Below are 25,267 nucleotides of genomic sequence, written 5' to 3'. Positions count from 1 at the left end.
AATTTAATAAATATTTAACTAATTGAAATTCAGATTTCTAATATGGTTATTGTGCGTGAAATGGCCTCGGAAAATATTAAAAAGTAAAAAACAGCCTGCTATTTGCTTTAAAGGAATGAAATATTCTCCCTAATAATAGCTTTACAAATCTTGTTTGCGGATTCTTTTTTGTCTTTAAATTTAGTCTGGTTTTTTTTAGAGCTGAAATTTTGCGAAACTAAAGATGGGACTTTAATTTTTTGATTCGGAAGTTTTTCGATTTCACGACTTTTCCATTGTCAGTAATCATTAAGCAATTATAATTTGGATAATTGTTGAGTAATTCTAGACCGGCTTTTTTTCCTAATACCATTAGCGAAGTGCTCAAGCCGTTGGCTGTTTCTGCATTGGGGCCAAAGACAGTCACGCTGCATAATCCTGTAGCAGGATAACCTGTAGCAGGATTAATAATGTGCGAATAGCGTTTCCCATCAAGAACCACAAATTTCTCATAACTGCCAGAAGTCGTAACAGCTCCATTGCTTATTGGGACCACGGCAATTAGTTTCTCGTTGTCAAAGGGATTTGTAATGCCAATATTCCAATCTTTTCCGTTAGGCTGTTTCCCCCAAGTACTCATGTCGCCAGAGCCGTTTATTATTCCGGCTTCGATCCCTTTGGCTCGCATCATTTTTCGGCACTTATCAGTGGCATAACCTTCGCCCAATGCGCCAAAACCAATTTTCATGCCTTTCTGTTTAAGGAAAATGGTGGATTGAACACTGTCTAAAACTATATTTTTGTAGCCTACTTTTTCTACCGATTTTTTTATGGCTTCCGCCGATGGTATTTCGGTCATCGAGCCATCAAATTTCCAGATTCTGTCCATTGCTGCAAAGCTGATGTCGAAGCCTCCGTTTGTAATTTCAGAAAAATGAATGGCTCTTTGTGTTAATTCAAAAACTTCTCGATCTACTTTTACAGGACGAATTCCCGCATTTTGATTTACTTCGGATATTTGGGTGGTTGGTTTCCAATCGGATATTAAATATTCAATTCGGGTGATTTCGGTAATAACTTCGTCTATATTTTGTTCTGCCGTAAGCGAATCTTTGGCCACAATCGTAATGTCGAATCGCCCGCCCATGAGTAAGGTGGTTCTTTTACGTAAGACTTGGCTATTGCTTGTGAAGGAACAAAGGATTAAAAAAAGAAATAGAAATTGGTGTTTGACCGACATAAAGTTTGTTTTAAATCTGTGGCAATATTTTTTAAAACTAATAACAGTCCGATAGAACTTGTCCATTTGATTTATAATATGCAATTCCAGTAGTTGATTTGGCTAAACACAATTCATCAAGTACAGATTCCACATCCTTTTGCATAGCAAGCGAACCGCAAATCATTACAACACCACCATTCATCAGCAAATCGATGAAAAATTGCGCATCTCGTCTGATTAAATCCATTACATATTGATGTTCTTCTTCTCGGGATAAAGCCAAATTAAAACTTTTGAGTTGCTGTTTTTCAATCATTTTATTGGCGAATTTTTTATAGCCTAAAACGGTTTCGGTTGCTCTTCGGAAGCCAGAATACAAATGAATTTCTATTTTTTTGTTGTTTTGATCAATCATTCCTAAAAACGGTGCGATACCGGTACCGTTTGAAATTAATGCCACTTTAGGTGCTTTTTTTGGAAAATGAAAAGTAGGGTTCTTAATGATTCTGGCTTTTATTACTTGCCCGGCTTCGAGATTGTATAAATAACCAGAACCTAAGCCAGAAGGATGCAGTTTTATCGCCAATTGTATATTGCCATTGCTATTTCCGATGGAGTAGAGGCGCTCTCGCGGGTCATTTGCTGGATAAATAGCCAATAAATCACCTGAATTAAATTTGGTGTTTCTATTTGTTCTAAGTGTCAGCAAAAAAGTAAATCCGTTATTTGCAATAGTCGTTTTGTCTATGACCTCTAATTTTTCCAAATTTTTAGGAACATCATTGTATATTGACGGGGTAGTAGAGAGTGGAATTCCAGTTTTGGCACTCCATAATTTCACCCAGCTTACAAATTCTACAGCCGATTTGTCGTTTATTGTTTGTAATTCCAAAATGCGTTCGGTCCAAATTTGTTTAGCCAATAAACTGTCAATTTCACGTGCATAGCCGCAAAAATTAGGATAGGCTTTTGAACCAAATCCGATCACCGAAACTTTGATTTTTTGCTTTTGTTCGGTTTTGTTAAACAGTTCTGTAAATTTACTCGCATTCGAAGGAGCGTCTCCCAATCCATGTGTTGAGGTAAATAGGAGAAGATGTTCCGCATTTGGATAATTCGAATAAGTATTTAATTCCGCAATAAATGCTTTTTCTCCATAAGCCAGCAATTGTTTCTGAATGGCATTGGCAAATCGAAGTGTACTGCCGTTCTCAGAACCTACCAACAAAATGAATTTGCTTTCTTTGGCATTGAATTTGTTTTTAATGCGACTCGTTCTTCGTTTTAAGGTCATCGCAAAACCCGAGTAGATAAAAAAGAGAATATTTAAACTCGCTATTCCTAATAGTATAGCCCATAAAACACTGGCTCTACCCGTATGTAAATCAAGGCTCAAATTCGACAAGAGTGTTGTGGTTGGGAATCGTTTTTCGCTCATCACAGCCCCAGAAATTTGATTGACTTCGATTTCTCGGTCTTTCAATTCAATAATGTAATATTCTTCGGGGTCGTCTGAAAAAGGAAATTCGATTTTTTGAACATCAGCCAGAAGGATACTATTGAACGCTGGGACATTTTCTAAAACACTAGTTTTGAACTCTGAGTTTGTTTCTTTTTTTTCGACAAAAAAATTAAACTTTTCCAAGGTTAAATATGTTCCCGAAAGGGCAAGTATTAGAATAGGAATAAGTGATAATCGTCCTAAAAAAATATGATAATATTGGGCAAAGTTTTCTTTTATGACTTTAGAGAAAAACCCGCGAATAGTTCTTTGTCGGTTAAGTAGTAAGGCAAATCCCGAAATAGAAATAAGAGCTAACAGAAACGAAATAAATCCGACAATAAACCGCCCAGTTTCTTTGAGGAATAAAGAACGATGCAGTGCCGTAATCCATTGGATAAATTCACTTTTCTTGATGGTTGTGCCTAATATTGTGCCAGTTCTTGGGTCAATATAGGCATTAATATCATTATCGTCTTGATCTATAGCTTGAAGCGTTACAAATTGATTGTGGTCAACACTCAATTGGGTTATTTCTGGATAGGTTTTGCGCAGTATCGGTAAGGTTTCTCCAAGTTTTATTTTTTCAAAATTTTCAACTTTATAGGATAGTGTTTTCTCCTGAATAGCATCTACGGCAAGTATGGTACCGGTTACGGATGCTAATATTAAAAACAAGGATGAAAACAAAGCTAAAGCCAAGTGTGAATAACGCCAAAAAGAAAGAGTCATTGATGTAATTTATTTTGGAAATTATTTGTTTTAAAAAAATCTGCGAAATCTAAGTAAAATACAAGTACGCAGATTTTGTAGATTTTCGCAGATATAAAAGTTTAAAATTTACAGTTTATTTAATCTTACGTAGCGGATGTAGCCTTTACCTTCGGTCTTTGCAGCAATTCCTTCGGTAGTCAAGGGTATTTCTAAATCTGTGGTGTAGTATTTATTGTCTTCTACAGCTGTTTCAAATCTTAATTTATATCCTTTGTTAATTTTAGAATCTTCAATTTCCAATGTCGTGATGCTACGATCTCCACCAGTAACCGAAGCTCCTGTTTTTGCACTGATATCCGTTGGTTTTTTAGAATAGAATTTGTGCCATTCTTTGAGTGTTTTATACCATTTTTTATTATCACCCATTACATATAGGGTTTTGTCATAATCCCCTTTAGCATTTACGAGCGAAACTACAATATAAGCCCCTTCTCCCACATAGTTGGACATTTGCAGCATGCATTTGTATTTACTGGTTTGCGCTGAGGCTTCAAAAGAGAAAAGGTATATTAATGCAACCAGGCTTATTTTTAGTATTGACTTCATAGTATTATTTTAAAAATTCTAAATCTGTTTTATTTTTTGTAAGTGACTCATTTTCTTTTGCCAAAGCATAAGGGCTTTCGTCAAAATCGGTTGCAATTTCTTTTTTGGCACCAATGGAGAGTAGGTATTTCAATAAAGTGTCATCTTTAGAAATCATGGCTGCTTTGTGTAAAGCGGTTAAGCCGTCTTTGTTTTTTGCATTTATATCTATGTTTAAATCTGCAATTTTCTTCAGCAAAGTTAAATCGTTTTTGGCAACAGCGAAATGATAAAGTGTATTTCCGTCTTTTTGAGGAGTGGATAAGTTTAATCCTTTATCCTGAAGTAATTTTGTTTTGGTATCAAAAGGATCTTGTTTTGGTGCATTGCCAGTTTCTGGTCCGCGACCCATTCCCATTTGAGGTCGGTAGGAATCAATTAGATAAAAGCCTAAATTATTTTCGTCTTTATCAAGTACTTTTGCATCAGCTCCTTTTTCTAAAAGAAGAGTTGCCGTTTCATTAGTGCCAGACTGTATGGCTTTAGTCAAAGCAGATTCTCCTTTTTTGTTTTGTGCGTTTATGTTTTTTGTAAGGGGGATTAATTGCTCTACAGTTCCATAGGATTCTTTGCCCGAAGCGGCAACTATCAATGGTGTGTTACCATCGTTGTCTGATTTATTTGCATCTACGCCTTTTGAGAGGAAGTAACTTATGATTTCGGTTTGTTTTGGTTTTGTAACTAGAAAATGAAGTGCATTTTGTCCCTCACTATTGGTTGCTGTGGGTTTCAGTTTTAAATCTTCAACCAAGTATTTGTAGGTTTCCAATGTGTTGGCATCTCTTCGAGAACCTTGAGCAGCAATGAGTAAGGCGTTGTCGGTTGGTTTTACCCCTTTTTCTAAAATAGATTTCAACAAAGTTAGGTTTCCGGTTTTTGTTGCATAATCAAAAGCCGTGCTTCCGTCTTTATCAATATCTTTAAGGGACATTCCTTTAGTAACGAAATAGTCGGTAAGCGCAAGGTTTTTGTCAAACGGAATGGCCATTAGTAACAAATTGGTTTCATTGGTGTATTTTTTCTTTGGATCTACGCCAGCTTTAAAAAAAGCTTCATAAACTGCAGTATTGGTAACACCGTTACTAGCGGCAGCGGTAATTGGTAATGCTCCGTGACTGTCTTCTAAATTGAGATCTGAACCTTTGGCAATAAGGTATTCTACAATTTCTTGATTTCCTTTTCCAGCGGCCCAGTGCAGATAAATACGGTTGTCATGAGTAGGCTTATTTACACCGTTACCTGGTTGTTCCAATAAAAATTTGATAGTCGCATTTGGTGCGTCGTTATTAATAGCGATAACAACAGCATCAAAGGATCTATCATTGGATGCCGAAGGGTTGTTGCCTTTTGCAATTTCAGCTTGAACTGATGCTACATCTGGGGCTGTTTTCCAAAAAGATTGCTCTAAAAGCGTATTTTTTTGTTGTGCACTGACGAATAAGGAGGCAACTAAAATAAAAGATATTGAAAATATATTTTTCATAAGTTTAATATAGGTATAGTAATGTAGAATAGATTCGATACGTTAATTCTTTAATTAATCAAGTTTTAAGAAACATGTTTTACTTAAAAAGCAGATATTATTTAGAATAAATAAAAATAGCGCAAATGTAAAAATAAATTGTGTAAAAGCAATTAATTTTTAGACTTAAAAACGAATGAAAGGTTTAAAATAAAAGTTCTAAATCTGTGAAAAAATTAATTAGTTTATTGGTTGTTACAGTATGGCGTAATGATTTAAGTTAAGTAACTGCAGTATTTTTATTTTTCTTATTTCGTCCCCACCAAATGTAAAATCCAGATATAGGAAGGCTCGCGATAAGCAAGCTAATTAAAAAAGCAAATATTTTTCCGGCTAATCCAAATACAGCTCCAGTGTGAATATCGTAATTCATTCGCATTAATTTATCTGAAGTTGAAGCATCTTTATATTTTCCGTAAATGTGTTTTACCTCTTTTTCTTCCAAAGTGTATTGGTCAAAATAACGGTAATCTGTTTTCCAAAAGGTTCCTTCTTTCGAAGTGGCATTGGCAGCAATTGCGGTGCTGTCATTTTCAGGCGGATGCACTTCTATGGATTTTGCCGTCGGGTATTCTTTTTGCATTAATGCCCAAATTTTATCCAAAGGTTTTTGTATAGTTGTATTGGTTTTCTTTGAAATTGGATCTTCATAAATCAATGATTTTTCCCCGCCAGTTATTGTGTAATACGAGTAAGCAAACCATTGGAAACCCCAAACTAAACCTGTAATAGCAAAAATAAGGGCAATCAGAAGCACGTAAAAACCAGTGATATTATGCAAATCATAGTTTTTGCGTTTCCACTTTGTTTCTTTTTTCCATTTGAAACTAAAGCGTTGTTTGGTCGCATTTTTATTTCGGGGATACCAAAGATACAATCCGGAGAGCAAGAGTGTGAGAAAAACTAATGTGAACGAGGCAACGACAGGCTGTCCAATTTCAGGTGGCAGCCAAAGGTAGAAATGGCCATCCAGGATAAATCTAAAAAATCCTTCGTCCATATTTGCCGTTTCTATCACTTTTCCTGAATAGGGATTTAGATAAACGATATAATAATAAGTCGGTTCATAATGGAAGAATATAGCTTCCGCTGATTTTTCGGTTCCATTGTATTTGATGGCATGAAGAGCTTTGCCCGGTAGTTCCTTTTTTGCAATTTCTTCCAATTGAGAAGGAGGGAGGAAAGGTTTATTTTCTTTTTCAACAAAACGGTATTCTTCGGTACTATTTTGTATTTCTTCCTGAAAAGTATACAAACAGCCCGTAATGGCAATAATAAATACAATTATACCCGAAGACAATCCGAGCCATAAATGTAGTTGCCCAATCCGTTTTTTTAAGCTATTATTTTTCATTAAAAAAGGATAAAACTCCCCACGTTAATGAGGAGTTTAGTTAAACAAAATAAAAACAATCTTAGAATTTATAACTTACAGTTACCCTTGCATTAGTACCTGCTTCCGCTTGCCAGTAATACATATCGGTATAACTATAATATCCTCCAGAATACAAGTACTTATTAAGTATGTTATTAACAATAAGGTTTATGTATACTTTCTTGATTTGATAAGATACACCTCCATCCAAACGGAAATAGTCAGGTAGTGCAGTAGTGTTATCAGGTGAAATATACCATGGAGCTCTATCTACTTGATATTGATATCCTAATGAAAGCCCCAATCCGTTTAGTAATCCATTATCTACTTTATAATTTAACCAAGTGTTTTGAATATGTTTTGTACTTCCTGGAATTTGATTTCCTACCATATTTGGGTCGGTATCTTTAGTAGTTTTTCCTTCTGTAAAAGCATAGTTTACAACAATATCTAAGTTTTTAAAGATTTCTCCTCTAATGTCAACTTCAAAACCTTTTACTTTTTGCTGACCATTTTCTTTGCTATATTGCTTAGCTGACGTAGAATGTTCAGCATCTAATGTAAGGACATTGTCTGTGGTAATTTGATAGGCTGCAAGCGTAGAATTCCATTTTCCGTTTAACCAGTCTCTTTTGAACCCTAATTCTAAATTTGTTCCCGTTTGAGGATTAAAACTTTTTCCTTGCCAATCACTCCCATAATTTTCTGTAAAAGATTCATCTCTCACAAAATAAGCAGATGTATTTTTGTCAATAGAATAGCTCAATCCAATACGCGGTGTGAATTTTTCATTTTTTGAACCACCAGAATATGCATCACCAGCTTTTAGAATAGTATATCTTCCTGCCAATGTTAAGCGAAGTGAATTATCTAAGAATCCTAATTCATCCTGTGCATAAAAACCTTTATAATTATTATAATATTTTACACCTCTGTCTTCCATGTCTTTGCTTCTGTCAAATTTTGGCGAAGCTGTTATGCCATGTACAGGATTATAAATATCTAAATCAGGTAATGTGAAAGATTGTAACCAGTCATGATAATAGGTTTTATCACTCATATCGAATCCAGAAAGTATCTTATGGGAAACAGATCCGGTTTGAGCCTGTCCATTTACAAAAGTTTGTCCAGTATATATTTTTCCTAAAATATCCCAGTTTCCGCCAGCTCTTTTAAGAATAGCGTCATTTGCAGGATCAAAACCTGCTGGCCACAAAGACATTCCTTCTTGTTCGTAATTTAAGTATGAACCTTGGGCAGTAATTTTCCATTTGTCATTTAGACTATGTTCAAAAATCCCCAAAAGACTTCTTTCCAGCATTTGTGTAGGATCTAATTCTTTCTCTGATGTAGTAAAGCTTCTTGGTAATTCTTCGTAACCATTTTTGGCATAAACATAGTTACTACCAATTGCATTTACTTTCGAAAATTGTTGTGTATATTCAAGTGTTGCAGAAGTTTTGTCTGAAAATAAATATTTTAATACTGGTGCAATAGTATAACGGTCATTAAAGTCAAAATCGCGGTAACTGTCTTTCTTTTCTCCCATTGCATTGAAACGATACAAAAGTTTTCCGTCTTTAGTCAATTTTCCGTCCAAATCCAATGTACCTCTATACATACCATAACTACCCAAAGACAAACTTGCCTCTCCTTTGTTTCTTCCACTTGGTTTTTTAGTTACCACATTATAAAAACCACTTGGATTTCCGTTTGATAACATAAATCCTGCAGGACCTTTTACAAATTCTATGCGCTCTACCATACTCATGTCTTCTGTCAACGGTCCCCAAGTTGTACTCACGTTCATACCATTTCTAAAAGCAGCAACCTGACTGCCTCTCATCGTAATATTAGCATAATTATCCCAATGTTCTACTCTTGTAGCACCACTCACGTTGCGGGTTACACCTTCAAGCATGTTATTGATTTGTTGATCTTGAATTAGTTTTCCTGTTACGACCTGAATGTTTTGTGGGATTTCTATAATAGGAGACTGTAAACGAAGTGAAGAAGAAACACGATTGGTTTTAAAAACACTTTTGTTACTTAAAATAACCACTTGGTTCAATTCATTATTGGATAAAGAAAGATTGATATCTAAGGTTGCAGTTTCACCATCCGCAATTGTTACGTTTTGTTGGACATCATTGTTACCAACTAGTGTTACTATTATTGTATAGCTACCAGCAGGTATGCTTTTGATTGTAAAAACACCGTTATTGTCGGCAATGGTTGTCCTGTTTAATTCTTCTACAGTAACCGAAACTCCTTCTGCGGGTTTATTGTCACTGGTTTGAACGGTTCCTTTTAGGCTTCCTTTGTTTTGGGCAAAAGAGGTCGCTGTTGAAAGAATAAATAGACATAAGAACAATTTAAATAGGGGTAATTGTTGATTCAAATATTTCATAGGTTAAGATATAAAGTTTTTTAAATATGTTATTATTATTTAGAATAAATAAGAATAAGGCAAATGTAAAAATTATACTTAATTTAGCAACACTTATTTAGATTAATTATAAATAAATGTTTTAAGTCTATGATTTAGGCGGTTTTAGAGCATAAAAAAACCTTGCTGTTTTAGAGCAAGGTTTGTATTTAGTAAGATAAGAATTGTTATTTTGTTATTGAATCTTTTTTCATTCCGAACTTTTCGGAGCTTGGTTTCCCGAGTTGAACTCCAGAAATGGCTGCTACAAGGCTATCTTTAGTAATTAGCGTATAAGTGATTTTTTGAGGATAGTCGTGTTTCGGGTTTTCAAAAATCAATTGTTTTTCTGTTCCAATAGTCATTTTAAAGGCAACAGCTTTGTTTTCGTTTTGACCTTTTACGGTGGTGTTGTAGAATAAATCTTCTCCCTTTTGTTGCAATGTTATGGTTTCAAAATGCAAAGTGTCCTTGCCTTTGATAAAAAAGGATTCCCCTTGAAAAGTGCTGTCGTTAACTTGTTTCCAACTTTCAGAAAGATTTCCGTCTGCAGTTTTGGTTTCCCATTTTCCTAGTAACCAGTTGGCCTTTTTTATTTGGTCTTTCTCGTTGGCTTCAGTATTTTTACAAGAGACAATGGCCAACAAAAGCAGTATAAGGGTTGTTTTTTGAAACATTTGCGTAAATATTTGGTATTATTTTGAATTAGCTAATTTATGAAAAAATAGAATAGTGTTGTTTTTTTTAGTTTTGGAATTAAAGGTTTACCATATAAGTCATATAAGTTTTAATTTGAATGAAATTAAGTAAAAAAAAACAGTTCATTTAAGCAAAGTCACATAGATTACAATTAATGTTTTCACTTATATTCTCTTTTAGACAATGTGACAAACTCCTTTTTTTTAACTTATATGACTTATATGTTTAAATTGATTCAAATGCTGTCGCTTAAAATAGAATAAACTAGTTCTTTGGTTGGTTTTTGATCTTTCAGTTTTTCCCTGACCACTTCAAAAGTAACTTTAAAATCACAACCCAATTTATAATCGCCGCAACCATAAGCAGTTTTTCCTTTGAGTACTGTTCCTTTTTTGCATTTGGGACACGTTAATTCATCCGGTGTTGTTTTGGTGACAGTTTTCTTCGGTTCTAATTTGAGTTTGTAATTTTCATCAAAGCGAAGCAAACCTTCCACAATGCCGGCTTCGGTTTTGAAGTCCTTCAAATTTACGGTGGAGCCTTTTTGGAGCAATCGTAAATATTGATTCTCCGATATTTTTTTCTCGGCAAAAGTGTAAGGTAGTACAAAATTACAGCCTGCCTTATAATGGGCACATCCATAGGCAGATTTTCCTTTTACGAGTGTTCCTTTTTTACATTTCGGACAGACTTCTGCTAAGATTCCCGCTGCTTTCTTTTTCTCAACTGCAACTTCTTGTTTTTGAATACTTCCGGCATGCGAAATATTGGCACGTCGGGTTTCACTTCGTACTTCATAGACCAAAGCTTCTACCATCTGTTTCATGTTCTTAATAAACGCACCAGCCGTAAACTCCCCTTTTTCAATATCTTTCAACTGTTTTTCCCAAGAACCCGTGAGTTCAGCCGACTTTATTAATTCATTCTGAATCGTGTCAATCAGTTGAATTCCCGTTGGCGTTGGCAATACCTGTTTTTTGTTTCGAACAATATACTGGCGTTTGAAAAGCGTTTCAATAATATTGGCTCGCGTTGATGGGCGACCAATACCATTTTCTTTCATTAATTCCCGTAAGTCTTCATCGTCTATTTGCTTGCCCGCGGTTTCCATGGCGCGTAATAAAGTTGCTTCCGTAAACTGATTGGGCGGTTTGGTTTCTTTTTCTAAAAACGAAGGTAGGTGCGGGCCTTTTTCGCCAACAACAAAACTCGGTAATATATCGGCTTCTTTTTCTTTGGCGTTTGGATCTTCAAAAACTACTCGAAATCCTTTTTTCAGGATTTCCTTTCCAGTGGTTTTGAATAGTACATCGGCTGCTTTTCCAATCACCGTGGTATTGGCTACCAAACAATCGTCATAAAACACAGCAATAAATCTTTTCACAATAATATCATAGACTTGTTGCTGATTGTATTGCAAATTGGATTGTACTCCCGTTGGGATAATTGCATGGTGATCGGTTACTTTTTTATCGTTGAAAACCTTGGGTGATTTTTTAATCTTTTTTTCCAAAAGTGGCTGTGTCAGCTCAGAATAATTGGTTAGTTTTTGTAGAATCCCTGGTACTTTTGGATAGATGTCGTTTGGTAAAAATGTGGTATCGACTCTCGGGTAAGTGACTACTTTTTGTTCATACAGCGTTTGAACGATTTTGAGCGTTTCATCTGCTGAAAACCCAAATTTTTGATTGCAATATACCTGTAACCCTGTTAAGTCAAACAGTTTTGGTGCATACTCATTGCCGTTCTTTTTTTCGACAGAAACAATTTCGAACTCGCTTTCCTTGACTTTTTTGGCTAGAATTTCACCATCTTCCTTTTTCAAAAAGCGCCCTTCTTCATAGCTAAAAAGTGTTTCTCTATATAAAGTTTGCAACTCCCAATAGGGTTGAGGTTTGAAATTTTCAATTTCCTTAAATCGGTCAACGACCATCGCCAAGGTTGGAGTTTGCACCCGACCAATGGACAAAACTTGTTTGTAACCGCCATGCTTTACCGTGTACAAACGGGTGGCATTCATGCCGAGTAGCCAGTCGCCAATGGCTCTGGAAAATCCCGCGTAGTATAAATTATCGTAGTTGGCAGATGGTTTTAGGTTTTCAAAACCCTCTTTGATGGCTTCGGTGGTAAGGGACGAAATCCATAGACGCTGGACTTCGCCTTTGTAATTGGCCTCGTTCATTACCCAGCGCTGAATGAGTTCTCCTTCTTGCCCGGCATCCCCGCAGTTGATGACCAATTCTGCTTTATCAAATAAACCTTTTACGATTCTGAATTGCTTTTGAATCCCTGAATTCTGCACCACTTTGGTTTCAAATTTTTCGGGAAGCATGGGCAGGTTGTTCAAGTCCCAACTTTTCCAATTGGGTTTGTAATCGTTGGGTTCTTTTAAGGTACATAAATGCCCAAAAGTATAAGTGACCTGATAGCCATTGCCTTCGAAATACCCATCGTGTTTGGTATTGGCTCCCAAAACGGATGCGATTTCGCGTGCTACACTTGGTTTTTCGGCAATACAGACCTTCATTTTCTCCTATTGATTTGAAGGCGCAAATTAGGAATTTAGAAATTGGTATTGAAATGAAATTTTGTGGAGTTATGAACGGGCAAAAATGATGAATGGACACCTTGGGCGAAATTACAAAATAAATTCCCCCTCCAATACAGTTACCGCTTCGCCTAAAATAAAAACTTTGTCCTGTAAAAGTTCGGTGCTCATTGATCCTGTTCTAGATGAAGATTGATAGGCATTCAGTTTTGTTTTGTTCAGTTTTGTAGCCCAATATTTTGTCAAAAAAGTTTGAACACCGCCCGTTACAGGATCTTCATTCGTTCCTGCCCAAGGCCAAAAATACCGGTACTGAAAATCAAAATTTTCGTTGTCTGAAATAGCTGTTACCAGAGCACCATTTATTCCTGTATATGAATTTATCAATGCCGTAAAATCAGGTGCCAAATTGGCTAACTCGATGGCGCTCTCAATTTCAATTAAAATTATTTTATTTATGGGACTGTATCTTTTATTTGCAATTTTTGAAATTCCAAGCGCATCGATCATCTTTTGAGGGACTTCTGTTTCTTCAGTTTCATAAACCGGAAATTGCATTTTAATTTTAGTTCCTACTTTTTCAATAAACAATTCAATATTGTTGCAGTTGATGAATTTTATAGTGTCAAAGAGGGTGGTATCAAAAATGATTTTGGACGAAGCCAAGGTGGCGTGTCCGCATAGTGGGATTTCAATTTTTGGCGTAAAAAAACGAATGCTATAGGTATTGTCTTTGATTTGTTTGATAAAAGCAGTTTCAGAAAAACCGATTTCTGCTGCAATACTTTGCATGGTTGTAATATCTAATTCTCTGTTGGGCAGACAGACTGCTGCGGGATTTCCTTTGAATTTTTCATTCGTAAAGGAGTCTACAAAATAAGTTTTCATTTTTTAAATTTTCTATACGTTTAGAGCTGCCTTAAAATAGCGTTCATTCGGGGTGAAAGTATTGGAGTTCGGCCATTGGTAGGAGCGCAATAATCTTCATACCTGTTTCATACATTATCCATACACTATCTATACACTATCCATGCTTTTGTTCCATCCTAAAATACCTATGCAAATTACTAATAAATCCTATTATAGTTGTACAAAAATAATTCTTAATCCTGAACTCACTATACAACTGTTTTTTCATAGTTAAATTTTTTATTGTAATTCTTCCAACGCTTCTTCAGATTCTCTGATTGCAAATGAGCCTGGTTTGGGGTTAGGTAATCACAACTTGAATGTGGTCTGATTTCATTATAGACCTTGATACTTCGCTTTATCTGATTGTAGGTTTGTTCAAAACCTAACTGGCTGCTATGAAGATTGAACTCTGTTTTGATGATTCCGTTTACACGTTCCGCCAATGCATTTTCATAGGGATCCCCGTTTTCAGTCATGCTGATTCCAATAGCGTTTTGATGCAATAGATTCACATACTGATGAGAGCAATACTGTGAACCTCTATCTGAATGGTGAATGATTGGTTCATGATACATCCTGTTTTTCAAAGCCATTTCTAATGCTTCAATACATCCTTCTGCCATCAGATCATTGCGAAAACAATATCCTATAATCTTTCGAGAATATGCATCGGTTATTAAACTTAAATACCCCCATTGATTCGTTAGCCGGATATAAGTTATATCGCTCACCCATACCTGTTCAGGCCTTATTACAGGCATGCCCCTGATTAAATTGCTGTATTTACGCATCCAATGCCTTGAGTCAGTTGTGATGGCTTTCCTTTTGCGTTGCCGAACCAATAATTTATGCTCGGAAAGCAGATCAAAAAGATAATCCCTTCCTAATTTTTATTTTGTGTGATTCTAGTGAGGATTGCAGAAGATAGTGCAGTTTACGGGTTCCAACTCTTGGCAGATCATTGCGCACTGCAATGACTTCCTGAAGAATAACATCTTCCCTGACCAGGCTGTTTTCTTTTCGCCATAAAGCCTCGTAGTACGCATGTCTTGTTTTGCCAAACAGTCTGCATAACAAGCCTATCCCTGATCTGGGATAGTCATGTTTCATTTTGAGGACTGCTTGGCACCAGACTTTTTTTTGATGTCAATTTTAAGTTGTTCCTCGGCTACATCAATTAGCGTGTTGAGCGCCTTGATCTTCAGTTCTGCTTCTTCTAATGCCTTTTGTAAGGCCTGAGTTTGCGCAGCGTTGAATGGTTTGGTCTTTTTAGCCATTACAGATTCTGTTATAACACAAAGTTCGACTTTTTCTGTTTTATATTGCGTCAGCCAGTTCCGAATTATTTTCTCCGTTTTGACACCATAGGCACTTTGGGCCTCTTTTATACTCATCTTGCTCTATGGCTGTTACAACAGTCCTTTTTTGCAGGTTAGTATAGCTTTTTCGCTTAATGTTTTGCTGATAATTTATAGATCCATATTTACGCATCCAATTATACAGGCAATTATACAGGCAATTTTTGCCTAATTCGTAAATACGGTTGGCTTCCTTGCGGGGAAGACCTGCTTCCACTTCCTTTACCACTTTTAAAATCAACCTTTGGTCATAATGACTTTGCTTACGCTCGCGGACAGCATAAACTTCCTGTTCTTTCTGTTCCATACACTTTTGGTTTGTGTATAGCTATTTCTAGGATAAGACATTACTATAGATAATAAAAAAAGGGAATGAAACTGTTTTGCATTTATGAGATTATTCTTTAGTAAGTTTTTTGTTTTAAAAGTATTATCAATTTGCTTTTCGATCAATTTTATTTGTTTTTTGACTGAATATCAGATTTTTATATTATATTTATATTTGAAACAATTGAAGTAAAGGTTTCCTCCAGTCTATTAATAACTTAATTTTCCTCGAATTTTGGCAAAGATAAAACACGCAAGTGCTTATGATGTAGTTGATTATGTAGTTACGGCAGCAAAAAAAAAGAAAATAATGCATCTCTCTTCTCAGGAAGATGAATTTAATGGTGAATTTTTAAAAATAAATAATGAAGAATTAATCAACTTTGGTACTTGTGGCTATCTGGGATTAGAAAAGCATCCTCATATTTTAGCCAAAAGTCACGAGTTATTAGGCAGATATGGTTCTCATTTCTCTATTTCAAGGGCTTTTGTCAAAGCGCCTTATGTTGAAGAGTTAGAAAATCTAATAAGTAAAATATTCGATGATCATCCAGTAGTAATATATCCTTCAACATCGGTTACGCATCAATCGATGATAGGGACTATTATAGAACCCGGTGATTTAATTATTCTAGACCAACAAGTGCATTATAGCGTGCAATATCCTTGTCAATTTGCAAAGTTGCAAGGGACTATGGTGAAAATGATACGCCATAACAATATGGAAATGTTGGAAGATTTTATTAAGAGAGGCTATAATCAGTATGACAAGATTTGGTTTATGGCTGACGGAGTTTATTCTATGTATGGTGATTTGCCTCATAAAAAAGAGCTTCTTTATTTATTGGAAAAATATCCAAAATTTCATTTGTATTTTGATGATGCCCACGGTGTGGGATGGACCGGCACAAATGGATGCGGTAGCGTGTTTGAATATTTTAAGCATAGTGAGAAGGTAGTTTTAATCAGTACTTTGGCCAAAGGTTTTGGAAGTATTGGAGGAATTGCTGTTTTTAATGACATAGAAATGCATCGAAAAATTGACATTTACGGAGGAATTCTCTCTTATACCCATCCCTTATCTCCAGCAAATGTTGGAGCAGCAATAGGGTCTGCCGAAATTTTGCTTTCAGATAAGATTCAAGTGTATCAAAATGAGTTAAAAGAACTGATGGAGTATTTGAATACGAAATTAGAAGATCTTAATTTGACCAATACTTCTTCAAGCGAAACTCCGATTTATTTTATAGGTGCTGGGTCTGTCAAGGTAACGCATAATTTAATTCAGCGTGTTTTGGCTGATGGTCTATATGTCAATACGGCAACTTATCCTGTCGTTCCGAATGATAAAACAGGATTGCGATTCACGCTCACAAGGCATAATACAAAAGAGCATATTGATCAATTAGTAAATTCAATAGACAAAAACTTCCAGTTGGCAGTTGATGAGGAAAATGAAGATTTAGAGAAAATCTATAAGACGTTTAATCTTCCTTTTAAGGGTAAAAAGACTGTAAAACCAGCTGAGTCAGAGAATGTTTTTGTCGAAACCTATAATAGTATTAATGAAATTGATGCTCAATTATGGGACAATCTTTTTAAGGATAATGGGAACTATTCGCATAACGGTTTGCGTTGCATTGAAGAGATTTTTTCGAATAATGAAAAAGTAGAAGAAAATTGGGAATTTCATTATTTAATCATTAAAGATGAAAATAATGAAATACTATTGGCTACATTTTTTACAAGTGCGCTTTGTAAAGATGATATGTTGGCCTTAGAAAATATTTCTCGAAAAATTGAAAAGCAAAGGGAGGAAGAGCCTTATTATTTATGTTCAAAAACTTTGACAATGGGTTCTTTGTTTACAGAAGGGGAACATTTATATGTTAAGGGAGACCATTCTTTAGTGGATGAAACCTTTAATCAGTTTTTTATTGAGGTCGAAAAATTTAAAAAAGCCACTGGTTCAACGGTTGTTATTCTGAGAGATTTTCAATCCGATTTTCAATTCAATGAACGCTTCGAGAATGAAGGTTTTGCAAAAGTGAGTATGCCGAATACAAATATCGTGGAGCATCCAAAATGGAATACCGAAGATGAATTACTATCTTTTCTAACGTCTAAAAACGGCATAAATAATATCAAACGATATGTATTCAAATATGAAGATAAATTTGATATTACCATTAAAAAAACATTGACGGATAAAGAAGCGGAAGAACATTATAAATTATTTTCAAATGTCAAAAAAGCCAATTTTGCATTTAACTTTTTTGCTTACCCAAATAAAATTACCAAAATTTTATCTAAATATGATGAATGGGAGTTTATAGAATTTCGTCTAAAGGGTTCTGACGAATTAATTGGAGGTATATGGGGCTTTATTGGCGAAAATCATTGTTGTCCCCTAATTGTGGGGTTAAATTATAATTATATAAAATCCCATCATTTATACAAACAGGTTATGTATTATATGGTGAAAAGAGGAAATGATTTAGATAAATCAAAAACATATCTTGGATTAACTTCCGATTATGAAAAGCAAAAATATGGAGCAAAATTAGTATCCATATTTGCCTATATGAAAGTAGATAATATGTATAATTGGGATTTATTGTCCTCATAGTAATTAGTCGATATTATGGAAAATCCTATCGAAAATAATTTAATAAAATTCTGGTTTGAAAATGATATTCTAATTTCAAAATTTCAGAAAGAGACAGTATTGAGCCTCGACAACTTAAAGCAAGTAATAGAAATGAGGGAAAAAATCTCTGGAGGAGAAAAACAATATTGGCTCTATGACATTACAAACCTAAAAAATCTAACGAAAGAGGTTAGAGATTATGCTGAAAGATATGGGCAAGACTATTTGTACTGCATAGCGGTGCTGGTAAATTCTCATATTACCAAGTTCATATTTAATTCCTATTTAAAATTAAATAAACCTGATTTTCCTTTTTTGTTTTTTACAAAAAAGGAAAAAGCTGTTGAATGGTTAATGGAAATAAAAGCAAAAAACGAACTAAGTTAAATCTTTATAAATATTTATTTTTTTACAGCTTTTTCTTAAAAAATATGTAAATTAGTACGATTAATTGAAACAATTAAAAGTAAAAATTAAATGACTAAGCTAGAAGAAATATTAGTTTTGGTTCGTTCAATCAATGCAGACGAGTTTCAGCAACAATGTACAAATGGAAATAGTTTAGAGGATGTTCATAAAGAATTGCTTTCTTTGGCTGAAAAAATTGAGTCTAAAAAGAAAAGAACTGATGTTATCATTGAACATATTTCAAATAGCTATGCTGGAGATTTTTTTAATTATTTGCCAATTTCAGATGCCCAAGATGAATTAGATGTTTTCTGTATGGGATTCAACACCTATATTGATGAATTAAAAGCAGTAATGGTTACTAAAAAATTATTAGAAACTAGTAATAATAAATTAGTAGAGGAAAAGGAACGTTCTGAACAATTAGCCATGGCAAGAGATGAATTCTTGTCAAGTATGAGTCATGAAATTCGTACGCCACTCAATGGTATTTTGGGTTTCACGGATTTATTGTTAAAAAATCGATCTTTAGATGCAGAGAGCAAAAAGCAATTAGACTATATAAAGATTTCAGGAGACATTCTTCTCGTGATTATTAATGATATTTTGGATTTGGCAAAAATTGAATCAGGACAAATTGCACTCTATGAAAAACCCTTCGATTTATCAAACCTTACCAAGCTTATTTATGATACCTTTTCTGGTAAGACACAGGCAAAAGAGATAGATTTTAAAATTTTAATCAATAAAAAAGTTCCCGCAATACTTAATGGTGATTCTATTCGAGTTTCTCAAATACTGTTTAATTTAATTAGTAATTCCGTTAAATTTACCCAAAAAAAAGGAAAAATTACAGTAAAAATTAAGCTTGATAAAGAAGAAGCAGGCTTCTATCATATAAAAATTACAGTAAAAGATTCTGGAATAGGAATTCCTCAGGATAAGATAGATACTATTTTTGATCCATTTATTCAGGTAAGCAATGATACGGCAAGAAAGTATGGTGGTACAGGATTAGGACTGACCATCATCAAGAAAATCATCAATATTATGAATGGCGAAATCCATGTGAAAAGTAAACTTGGTGTTGGTACAAAATTCACAGTAAACTTACTTTTTGCTAAAGAAAATGCTAAATCAGTTCCTTTAAAATCAATTATAAATAAAGATAAATCAGCTGTTTCTGTTAATAGAGGCGGAAAAATAAAAGTTCTTTTAGTAGAAGATAATCGGATTAATCAAATTTTGGCGCAAAAAGTGCTTTCAAAATTTAATTTCGATTGTGTTACTGTAGATAATGGCAGTTTAGCAGTTGAGGCAGTTATTCGGGAAAATTTTGATATTATTTTGATGGATATTATGATGCCAATAATGAATGGATATGAAGCTACTGCGATTATTCGTAACTTGGAAGATAAGACTAAAAAAAGCATTCCAATTGTAGCATTAACAGCAGTTGTGACAGGTTCTATTATCGAAGCTTGTTCTTCTGAAGGAATAGACAGGTATTTATCCAAACCTTTCGAGTCAGAAGAGTTGTATAATGTTATAATTGAATTAGTTCATAAAGAAGACACTATATAGCCGCTGTTATATGAGTTTAAAAAAAATCATAATGCATGATTTTTTCAATTTGGATTACTGACAACAATAACTACTTTGAAGCAAATTTCTTTAAATCATGCATCAAATGATTCGTAGACAGTCCCTATGGACCATAAAAAACTCCTTAAGAAATTAAGGAGTTTTTTTATATCTTATATATTCCCCACGACTTTTAGGATTGATCCATTACTTATTGATATTATTTTCATCTTCATTTTTAGAATCCGCAGGAAACACTATGCTGATTTCGTTTAGCAATTCAAATTCATCAATTGGAAATAACTGCAGAGCAATGCCCAGTATCAGCCCGACATCGATGGACTGATTTTTTATCGTATTGGGGACTTCAGCGCCATCTTCATCAAGAGCTACAATACATAATTTTAGCAGATTTCTAATAACCGCAGCTAGTTCATAATAATCATACACTCTTATCTCAGCAGTATGAATCCCGCTTTTATCGCCAACTGGCTTCAAAGTTCTGAGGCAGTTGGAGGCCAATCTCTTAATAGTTTCTAACTTTTCAATTTCATCTTTTTCCATGATCTTTATTTTTAAATCGGTTAAATAATTTATCGGTCTTGCTCAAAATCTAATAATCCACCTTCAATAACCAGATTGTGTAATTCATGCATCAGTTTTTCAACAATAGCAATCATCTGATCAGCCTCTTCTTTGTGGAACTTTGACAACTTATGGTTAAGCGTCATGTGTCTATCGAGATAAGGAAAGAAATCCGTCCAGAACTGTTCTATCATATAATTGTATTTCCGTAATTCGGGATCGGCATAGAGGCATAATTGCCATAAGGCTTCATTTGACAGATAATTAGGCAGGTAATAGGTTTTTGCAAAAATGTATGTTCTGCAGAAGGACAGAAAAAACAATGTAAAAAAGTAATCAATGCCTTGGTAGTTTTCTTTGGCGTTATTGGCCATCGTGAAAAATTGGAAAGCACTATCCTTGGCTGGTTTATAATAAAAATACAGATCAGCATGATAAGGACTGTGAGGAACCTCCCAATGCAGTTCAGGGTGGTATGGGCTGGATGAATAGATCCGATTTTTGTCTTGTATAATCTTGGCAAAGAAGCTTTGATGCTGATACAGATTCTCTTGTATCCAATAACGGTTGTGGCTGATCAAAACAAAATCACATTCCCCGCCGATTTTACTTTTCAGGGATTGGGTTATTGATTTTAATTTTTCATTGCCCGCACCGTTAGCTATAAGCATTAGGTAATAAGTCGTTTTTTCACCGAAGGTAATTTGATGGTACAAATAGATCTGTTCGGCATCAACAGATTTTACTATGGTTGCGACAGCAATATCGAGAGTCTCCTCTTTTAGTTTGTTATCAATTTGATATGGAGCTTCGTGTCTTTCAGATAACTCTTTTTTAATCCGTTTTTTTAATTCGTCAAGCCGTTCTTCGATTAAACGGTAGAGACTTTGTTCGGCAATTCCAACGGCTTCATACATTTCATCTTTATGTATTGGCTCACCATCATTGATGGACGCTTCTTTTGCTTTTGCAAACAGATCCGTAAGATAATAGCTGCTGTGGCTTTTCTTCACGAAGTATTTTTGAATCTCAGGAATGTATGCGATCAGGTTATTGATCCTTTCCTCCAAAGGCAGCGAATGAAACGTATTTGCTGCATACAGTTCTTCTAAATATTCCAGATCATATTCCATTAATCTGGCATAGGATGTAAAAACACTGTTTGCAGCACCTTCTGATATGAGATTGTGGATTTGTGACTTAAGAAGGTCGTGGTCGTTATAAAAACGCTCTTCAAACGCATGAAACTTCTTCTTGTATTGCTTCCAGTCTCTTGCAATAACGAGCGGATTTACAGCTGCTGAATTTTGATAAATAAGAGCCGAAGGCCGGCAGTATAATTCAATAAAGGGATGCCCCAAAGAAAATCGATGGTGGAGCCTTCCAGAATAAATGAAAATGACATTGATTTGATAGCGGTTTCTAACTTTTTTCACCCACTTAGTCGATTGCAGCTGTTCTGCATCTGTCTTTTTTCCGACATGGATAATAAGATTTGAGAAAAGGGGAGAGGCCTGTTTGGTAAAAAACAGCTGAATGACAGCATACTGATTGACCAATTGTCTCAGGATATTTTCTAAAAATTCGTTTTCGAGTTTTGGAAATGAAAGTTTTTTTGAAGTTTTCATATGTAGATAATATTTGTTTTTTAATGGAATATGGTATGCTTCGCCTGTTCGCTTTCACTCGGGTCGCCAGATCTTGATTGGTTTTACGACAATTGTTGCTATGGCGATTTCATAATACTGTGTTTTTGAAGATTAGATAAAGGATAATTTATTCCACTGAAGGTTCAACCTGTTCATTTTTCTTTATTCTCTCAACGCCTCTTTCTTTCATCAGTTCCGCTGCATCGAGCATTTTGATTAAATGAATATAAGGTGTCGTAAGATCAGAGTCAGCATCTAGATCATATGGAGACAATGAAAGCTCTGTAATTTCACTTAAGAAATATTCAAACTGCTGCAGTGTTCTCTCTTTAAATGCACTTTGAAGCACCAAAAACGGATTGTCGTATTCTTCTTTGGTCAGGGAAGAAAGATGAAATACCGTTTCGGAGCGGGAAGATTCTTTCACTTTCCATTTCTTGTCTTTCCCTTTCAGGCAGTAACAGACTTTGAGAAAAGTGCCTATAGCAGTATAAAAAACAAAAGCATTGCAAGGAGCATCCTGCTTGTAGACTTTTGTCTTATAGCAGTGAAGTACAGCTTGACTTAAATTCTGTTTATAATAATCAAGATGTGCAAAGTCAAAAATGGCGTCAAATGCCTCAAATGGATTTCCTGCTACAAACCCTGCCCAAAATCTTGTTTCGAAGGATATTTTATTCTTTTTCATAATGAGAAGATTTAATATTGAAAAGCGAAGTTCCACTCTTTCAAAAGGATAATCTATTCCGTTACTGGATATCTTATCCTTAAGACTCTTCATTATTTTTGATCTTTTCAATGCCTCTTTCCCGCATAAGCTGGCATGCATCCAGCATTTTGATTAAATACAGATAGGGCGTCATCATATCAAAATCAAATTCTTCTGCGCAGGGAGATAATGAAAGGTGTACGATTTCACATAGGAAGAATTCAAATTCGTCAGGAGTATTCTCAGCAAATGCTTTTTGAAATACAATAAAAGGATTATTGTACTCCTCCTTTGTCAAAGAAGCCAGATGAAGTATTGACTCACACTCAGCTGATTCTTTAACTTGCCATTTTTTGCTTTTTACTTTCAAGCAGTAACAAGCTTTTAGAAAAGAGTTCATAGCAGTATAGAAAACAAAAATTTGACCTGGGTTATCCTGCATATAGATTTTTCTCTTATGGCTGTACATTATTGCTTCTCCCAAAGTATGTTTGTAAAAATCGAGATGTGCGTAGTCATAAAAAGCATTAACCAATTCAAAAGGGCATTCAATTCTATCAGCTGCCCAAAAATAAGATTCAAAGGATATTTTATTCTTTTTCATAATGAGAAGATTTAATATTGAAAAGCGAAGTTCTATTCTTTAAAAAGGATAATCTATTCGCTATATGGATATAATATCTGACAAAAGGGATATTTTACAGGATATTTTTTTATCTTTGAAACTCAAACTTTTTAACCCAAATGGCTTTATCTTTGAGCCTGCAGAAAATTGACACTCATTATGGAACAAAAAATACATCAGGGAAGAAACGTAAAACGTTTCAGAGAAATGCTTAACATAAAGCAGGAGGCATTGGCTTATGATCTGGGAGAAGACTGGAATCAAAAGAAAATTTCTATGCTGGAGCAAAAAGATGTAATTGAAGATAACCTGCTTAAACAAATCTCAGCAGTATTAAAAATTCCTGTCGAAGCTTTTCAGAATTTTGATGAAGAGCAGGCTGTAAATGTAATTGCTAATACTTTTGGCAATAATGGTATTGGATATCAGAGAAATGATAATCCTACTTTTAATCCTATAGAGCAAGTCCTAAAGATGCACGAAGAAAAAATTGCGTTATATGAACGTATGTTGAAAGAGAAGGATGAAATGATGGCAAGGCTTGAAAAATTAATCAATAAATAATCATTTATAAAGATATATTAATTTCACAAAGAGACTTTCGAGTCTCTTTTTTGTTTTGGAATATTATTTTACGGGTGCGAAGTCAGGAGACATTCGCATAGCTTCAAAGGTCCCTTCGTAAAGCGGTTTTATTACTCTTTCTATAAGTGTAGAAAGCTATCACTCCTTTGCAGATGAAGGCGCTCTTTGAGTACCTTTAATCTTAAAAAAAATATCTCTTAGATTATCAGTCTGTTAATTTTATTTTTATTATTTTTACATCACGCTGAAATCGGAAGCGTGCCGCTCATCACTGCGAAGCTGTATCAGCACCGGGATACTTACAAACTCATTGCGAAACTAATTTCTCGTTTCGAAAGATGGATGATGGGCGACATTTTTTGGCGGGACTTAATTTCACAATGAAAAAGAACACGACTAGCCACACAGATGGACAATTAAAACGTCAGGCTAAGAAAATCAAAAAAGAACAGAACATTACCCACACACAGGCGTTGGACATAGCGGCCATACAGGCTGGATTTACCAATTTCAAAAACTTCCAGAACAGTCTGAATAAGACGGGCGCTGCAAAAAAACAAAGCGACGCACAATTTCCTCAGGAGAAACCCCGGCATGCAATTTCAAAAATTTCGAACCCGCATCGTAATCTGCTGGTAGCTGGAGTAAACGATCTTCTTAATAAGAAGCTTATAATATTAGAAAGTCCCGACTCACAAAACACAAGAAATGATCAGGGACATGTTTTTACTGAAATTTTCGGATTCCCTTCCGTTGTAAAATGGCGCGATATTGGGTTTGGAGAACTTGAAATTTCTGTCTGGTGGAAATATGACCACAGCAGACATCCTCAAGCAGAGCTGGAAGGAAACAGACGTGAGAATTTCAATAGTACAACTCCTCTTGCACGAAAAGAACTTTATAAAAATTTTGTCGGAGTGACCGCTACTGGCTGGCTGGAAAGGGAAAAAGGAAAACACCTGATGGGAAAAGATAGTGAAAGACTTGTGGGAATCTATACGCGAAAAGGAGAAAAATCAGCACTGGAGAAAATGACAGTGCAGATTCCATTGGGTTTTGAAGCGGAAGGAAAGTTTTATTTTTAAACCAAATACATAAAAAGCCTGCTTATGTGCCTACGGTCTGGACACATCTCTAAAAAGCATCCAGCCTTGCATAATTGCGGCGAATTTTTGAAGACCAATCCAAAAGGTTGTGATGCCAGGTTTTCTCTCTGAAAGATAACCTTTCCAGCCTCCTAAT

20 protein-coding genes and 1 pseudogene are annotated in these 25,267 nt (G+C 35.0%); 5 read left to right on the top strand and 16 right to left on the bottom strand.

Annotated features, from left to right (window positions below):
* Positions 1–217: 217 nt before the first annotated feature.
* The 12 genes and pseudogenes from KZH69_RS14170 to KZH69_RS14115 form a co-directional block, all read right to left on the bottom strand.
* The gene (locus KZH69_RS14170; RefSeq protein WP_219318135.1) at positions 218–1,219 is read right to left on the bottom strand and encodes an FAD:protein FMN transferase; all 1,002 of its coding nucleotides are present in this window, start codon (positions 1,217–1,219) and stop codon (positions 218–220) included.
* A 37-nt stretch (positions 1,220–1,256) separates the two neighbouring features.
* The gene (locus tag KZH69_RS14165) at positions 1,257–3,434 is read right to left on the bottom strand and encodes a PepSY domain-containing protein (RefSeq protein WP_219318134.1); all 2,178 of its coding nucleotides are present in this window, start codon (positions 3,432–3,434) and stop codon (positions 1,257–1,259) included.
* Positions 3,435–3,542: 108 nt separating this feature from the next.
* Entirely contained in the window at positions 3,543–4,022 is a 480-nt protein-coding gene (locus KZH69_RS14160) for a DUF2271 domain-containing protein (protein ID WP_219318133.1), read from the bottom strand.
* Positions 4,023–4,026: 4 nt separating this feature from the next.
* Complete coding sequence (locus tag KZH69_RS14155; RefSeq protein WP_219318132.1) at positions 4,027–5,544, bottom strand: ankyrin repeat domain-containing protein; 1,518 nt, start codon at positions 5,542–5,544, stop codon at positions 4,027–4,029.
* A 259-nt stretch (positions 5,545–5,803) separates the two neighbouring features.
* A complete protein-coding gene (locus KZH69_RS14150) occupies positions 5,804–6,937 on the bottom strand; it encodes a PepSY-associated TM helix domain-containing protein (RefSeq protein ID WP_219318131.1) in 1,134 nt (377 codons plus the stop codon).
* A gap of 61 nt (positions 6,938–6,998) precedes the next feature.
* Positions 6,999–9,368, bottom strand: a complete 2,370-nt coding sequence (locus tag KZH69_RS14145) for a TonB-dependent receptor (protein ID WP_219318130.1) — start codon at positions 9,366–9,368, stop codon at positions 6,999–7,001.
* A gap of 206 nt (positions 9,369–9,574) precedes the next feature.
* Positions 9,575–10,063: a DUF6265 family protein gene (locus KZH69_RS14140; protein WP_219318129.1), complete on the bottom strand. Its 489-nt coding sequence runs from the start codon at positions 10,061–10,063 to the stop codon at positions 9,575–9,577.
* Positions 10,064–10,320: 257 nt separating this feature from the next.
* Positions 10,321–12,612: a type IA DNA topoisomerase gene (locus KZH69_RS14135; protein ID WP_219318128.1), complete on the bottom strand. Its 2,292-nt coding sequence runs from the start codon at positions 12,610–12,612 to the stop codon at positions 10,321–10,323.
* 111 nt (positions 12,613–12,723) lie between these two features.
* Complete coding sequence (locus tag KZH69_RS14130; RefSeq protein WP_219318127.1) at positions 12,724–13,521, bottom strand: PhzF family phenazine biosynthesis protein; 798 nt, start codon at positions 13,519–13,521, stop codon at positions 12,724–12,726.
* A gap of 230 nt (positions 13,522–13,751) precedes the next feature.
* A pseudogene (locus KZH69_RS14125) lies at positions 13,752–14,420 on the bottom strand (IS3 family transposase); the annotation flags it as partial.
* A gap of 231 nt (positions 14,421–14,651) precedes the next feature.
* A complete protein-coding gene (locus tag KZH69_RS14120) occupies positions 14,652–14,822 on the bottom strand; it encodes a hypothetical protein (RefSeq protein ID WP_219318125.1) in 171 nt (56 codons plus the stop codon).
* Positions 14,823–14,862: 40 nt separating this feature from the next.
* Positions 14,863–15,210 (bottom strand): hypothetical protein, encoded by a 348-nt coding sequence (locus KZH69_RS14115; RefSeq protein WP_219318124.1) that lies wholly within the window; start codon positions 15,208–15,210, stop codon positions 14,863–14,865.
* Between the two features lie 255 nt (positions 15,211–15,465).
* On the opposite strand from KZH69_RS14115, the gene KZH69_RS14110 reads away from it, so the two are divergent.
* The 3 genes from KZH69_RS14110 (at position 15,466) to KZH69_RS14100 (ending at position 19,872) form a co-directional block, all read left to right on the top strand.
* The gene (locus KZH69_RS14110; RefSeq protein WP_219318123.1) at positions 15,466–17,859 is read left to right on the top strand and encodes an aminotransferase class I/II-fold pyridoxal phosphate-dependent enzyme; all 2,394 of its coding nucleotides are present in this window, start codon (positions 15,466–15,468) and stop codon (positions 17,857–17,859) included.
* Between the two features lie 15 nt (positions 17,860–17,874).
* A complete protein-coding gene (locus KZH69_RS14105) occupies positions 17,875–18,267 on the top strand; it encodes a DUF7793 family protein (RefSeq protein WP_219318122.1) in 393 nt (130 codons plus the stop codon).
* Positions 18,268–18,357: 90 nt separating this feature from the next.
* Positions 18,358–19,872, top strand: a complete 1,515-nt coding sequence (locus KZH69_RS14100) for an ATP-binding protein (RefSeq protein ID WP_219318121.1) — start codon at positions 18,358–18,360, stop codon at positions 19,870–19,872.
* A gap of 207 nt (positions 19,873–20,079) precedes the next feature.
* Here the strand turns inward: KZH69_RS14100 and KZH69_RS14095 are convergent, their stop codons facing one another.
* From KZH69_RS14095 to KZH69_RS14080, 4 genes are all read right to left on the bottom strand, one after another.
* Entirely contained in the window at positions 20,080–20,436 is a 357-nt protein-coding gene (locus KZH69_RS14095) for a hypothetical protein (RefSeq protein ID WP_219318120.1), read from the bottom strand.
* A 29-nt stretch (positions 20,437–20,465) separates the two neighbouring features.
* Positions 20,466–22,085 carry a hypothetical protein gene (locus KZH69_RS14090; protein ID WP_219318119.1) on the bottom strand — a complete coding sequence of 540 codons (1,620 nt, stop codon included), beginning with the start codon at positions 22,083–22,085 and terminating at the stop codon, positions 20,466–20,468.
* A gap of 148 nt (positions 22,086–22,233) precedes the next feature.
* The gene (locus tag KZH69_RS14085; RefSeq protein ID WP_219318118.1) at positions 22,234–22,794 is read right to left on the bottom strand and encodes a hypothetical protein; all 561 of its coding nucleotides are present in this window, start codon (positions 22,792–22,794) and stop codon (positions 22,234–22,236) included.
* A gap of 79 nt (positions 22,795–22,873) precedes the next feature.
* Positions 22,874–23,419 (bottom strand): hypothetical protein, encoded by a 546-nt coding sequence (locus KZH69_RS14080; protein WP_219318117.1) that lies wholly within the window; start codon positions 23,417–23,419, stop codon positions 22,874–22,876.
* Positions 23,420–23,599: 180 nt separating this feature from the next.
* On the opposite strand from KZH69_RS14080, the gene KZH69_RS14075 reads away from it, so the two are divergent.
* Positions 23,600–24,004 carry a helix-turn-helix domain-containing protein gene (locus tag KZH69_RS14075; RefSeq protein WP_219318116.1) on the top strand — a complete coding sequence of 135 codons (405 nt, stop codon included), beginning with the start codon at positions 23,600–23,602 and terminating at the stop codon, positions 24,002–24,004.
* Positions 24,005–24,405: 401 nt separating this feature from the next.
* Positions 24,406–25,110, top strand: coding sequence for a hypothetical protein (locus KZH69_RS14070; protein WP_219318115.1), 705 nt, complete (start codon positions 24,406–24,408; stop codon positions 25,108–25,110).
* The last annotated feature ends 157 nt before the right edge of the window (positions 25,111–25,267 follow it).

It is taken from the genome of Flavobacterium taihuense, from assembly GCF_019351435.1.
In the GTDB taxonomy this organism is placed as follows: Bacteria; Bacteroidota; Bacteroidia; order Flavobacteriales; family Flavobacteriaceae; genus Flavobacterium; species Flavobacterium taihuense.
Note: the sequence above shows the minus strand (reverse complement) of the source record. Positions and strands in the feature narration are given on the sequence as shown.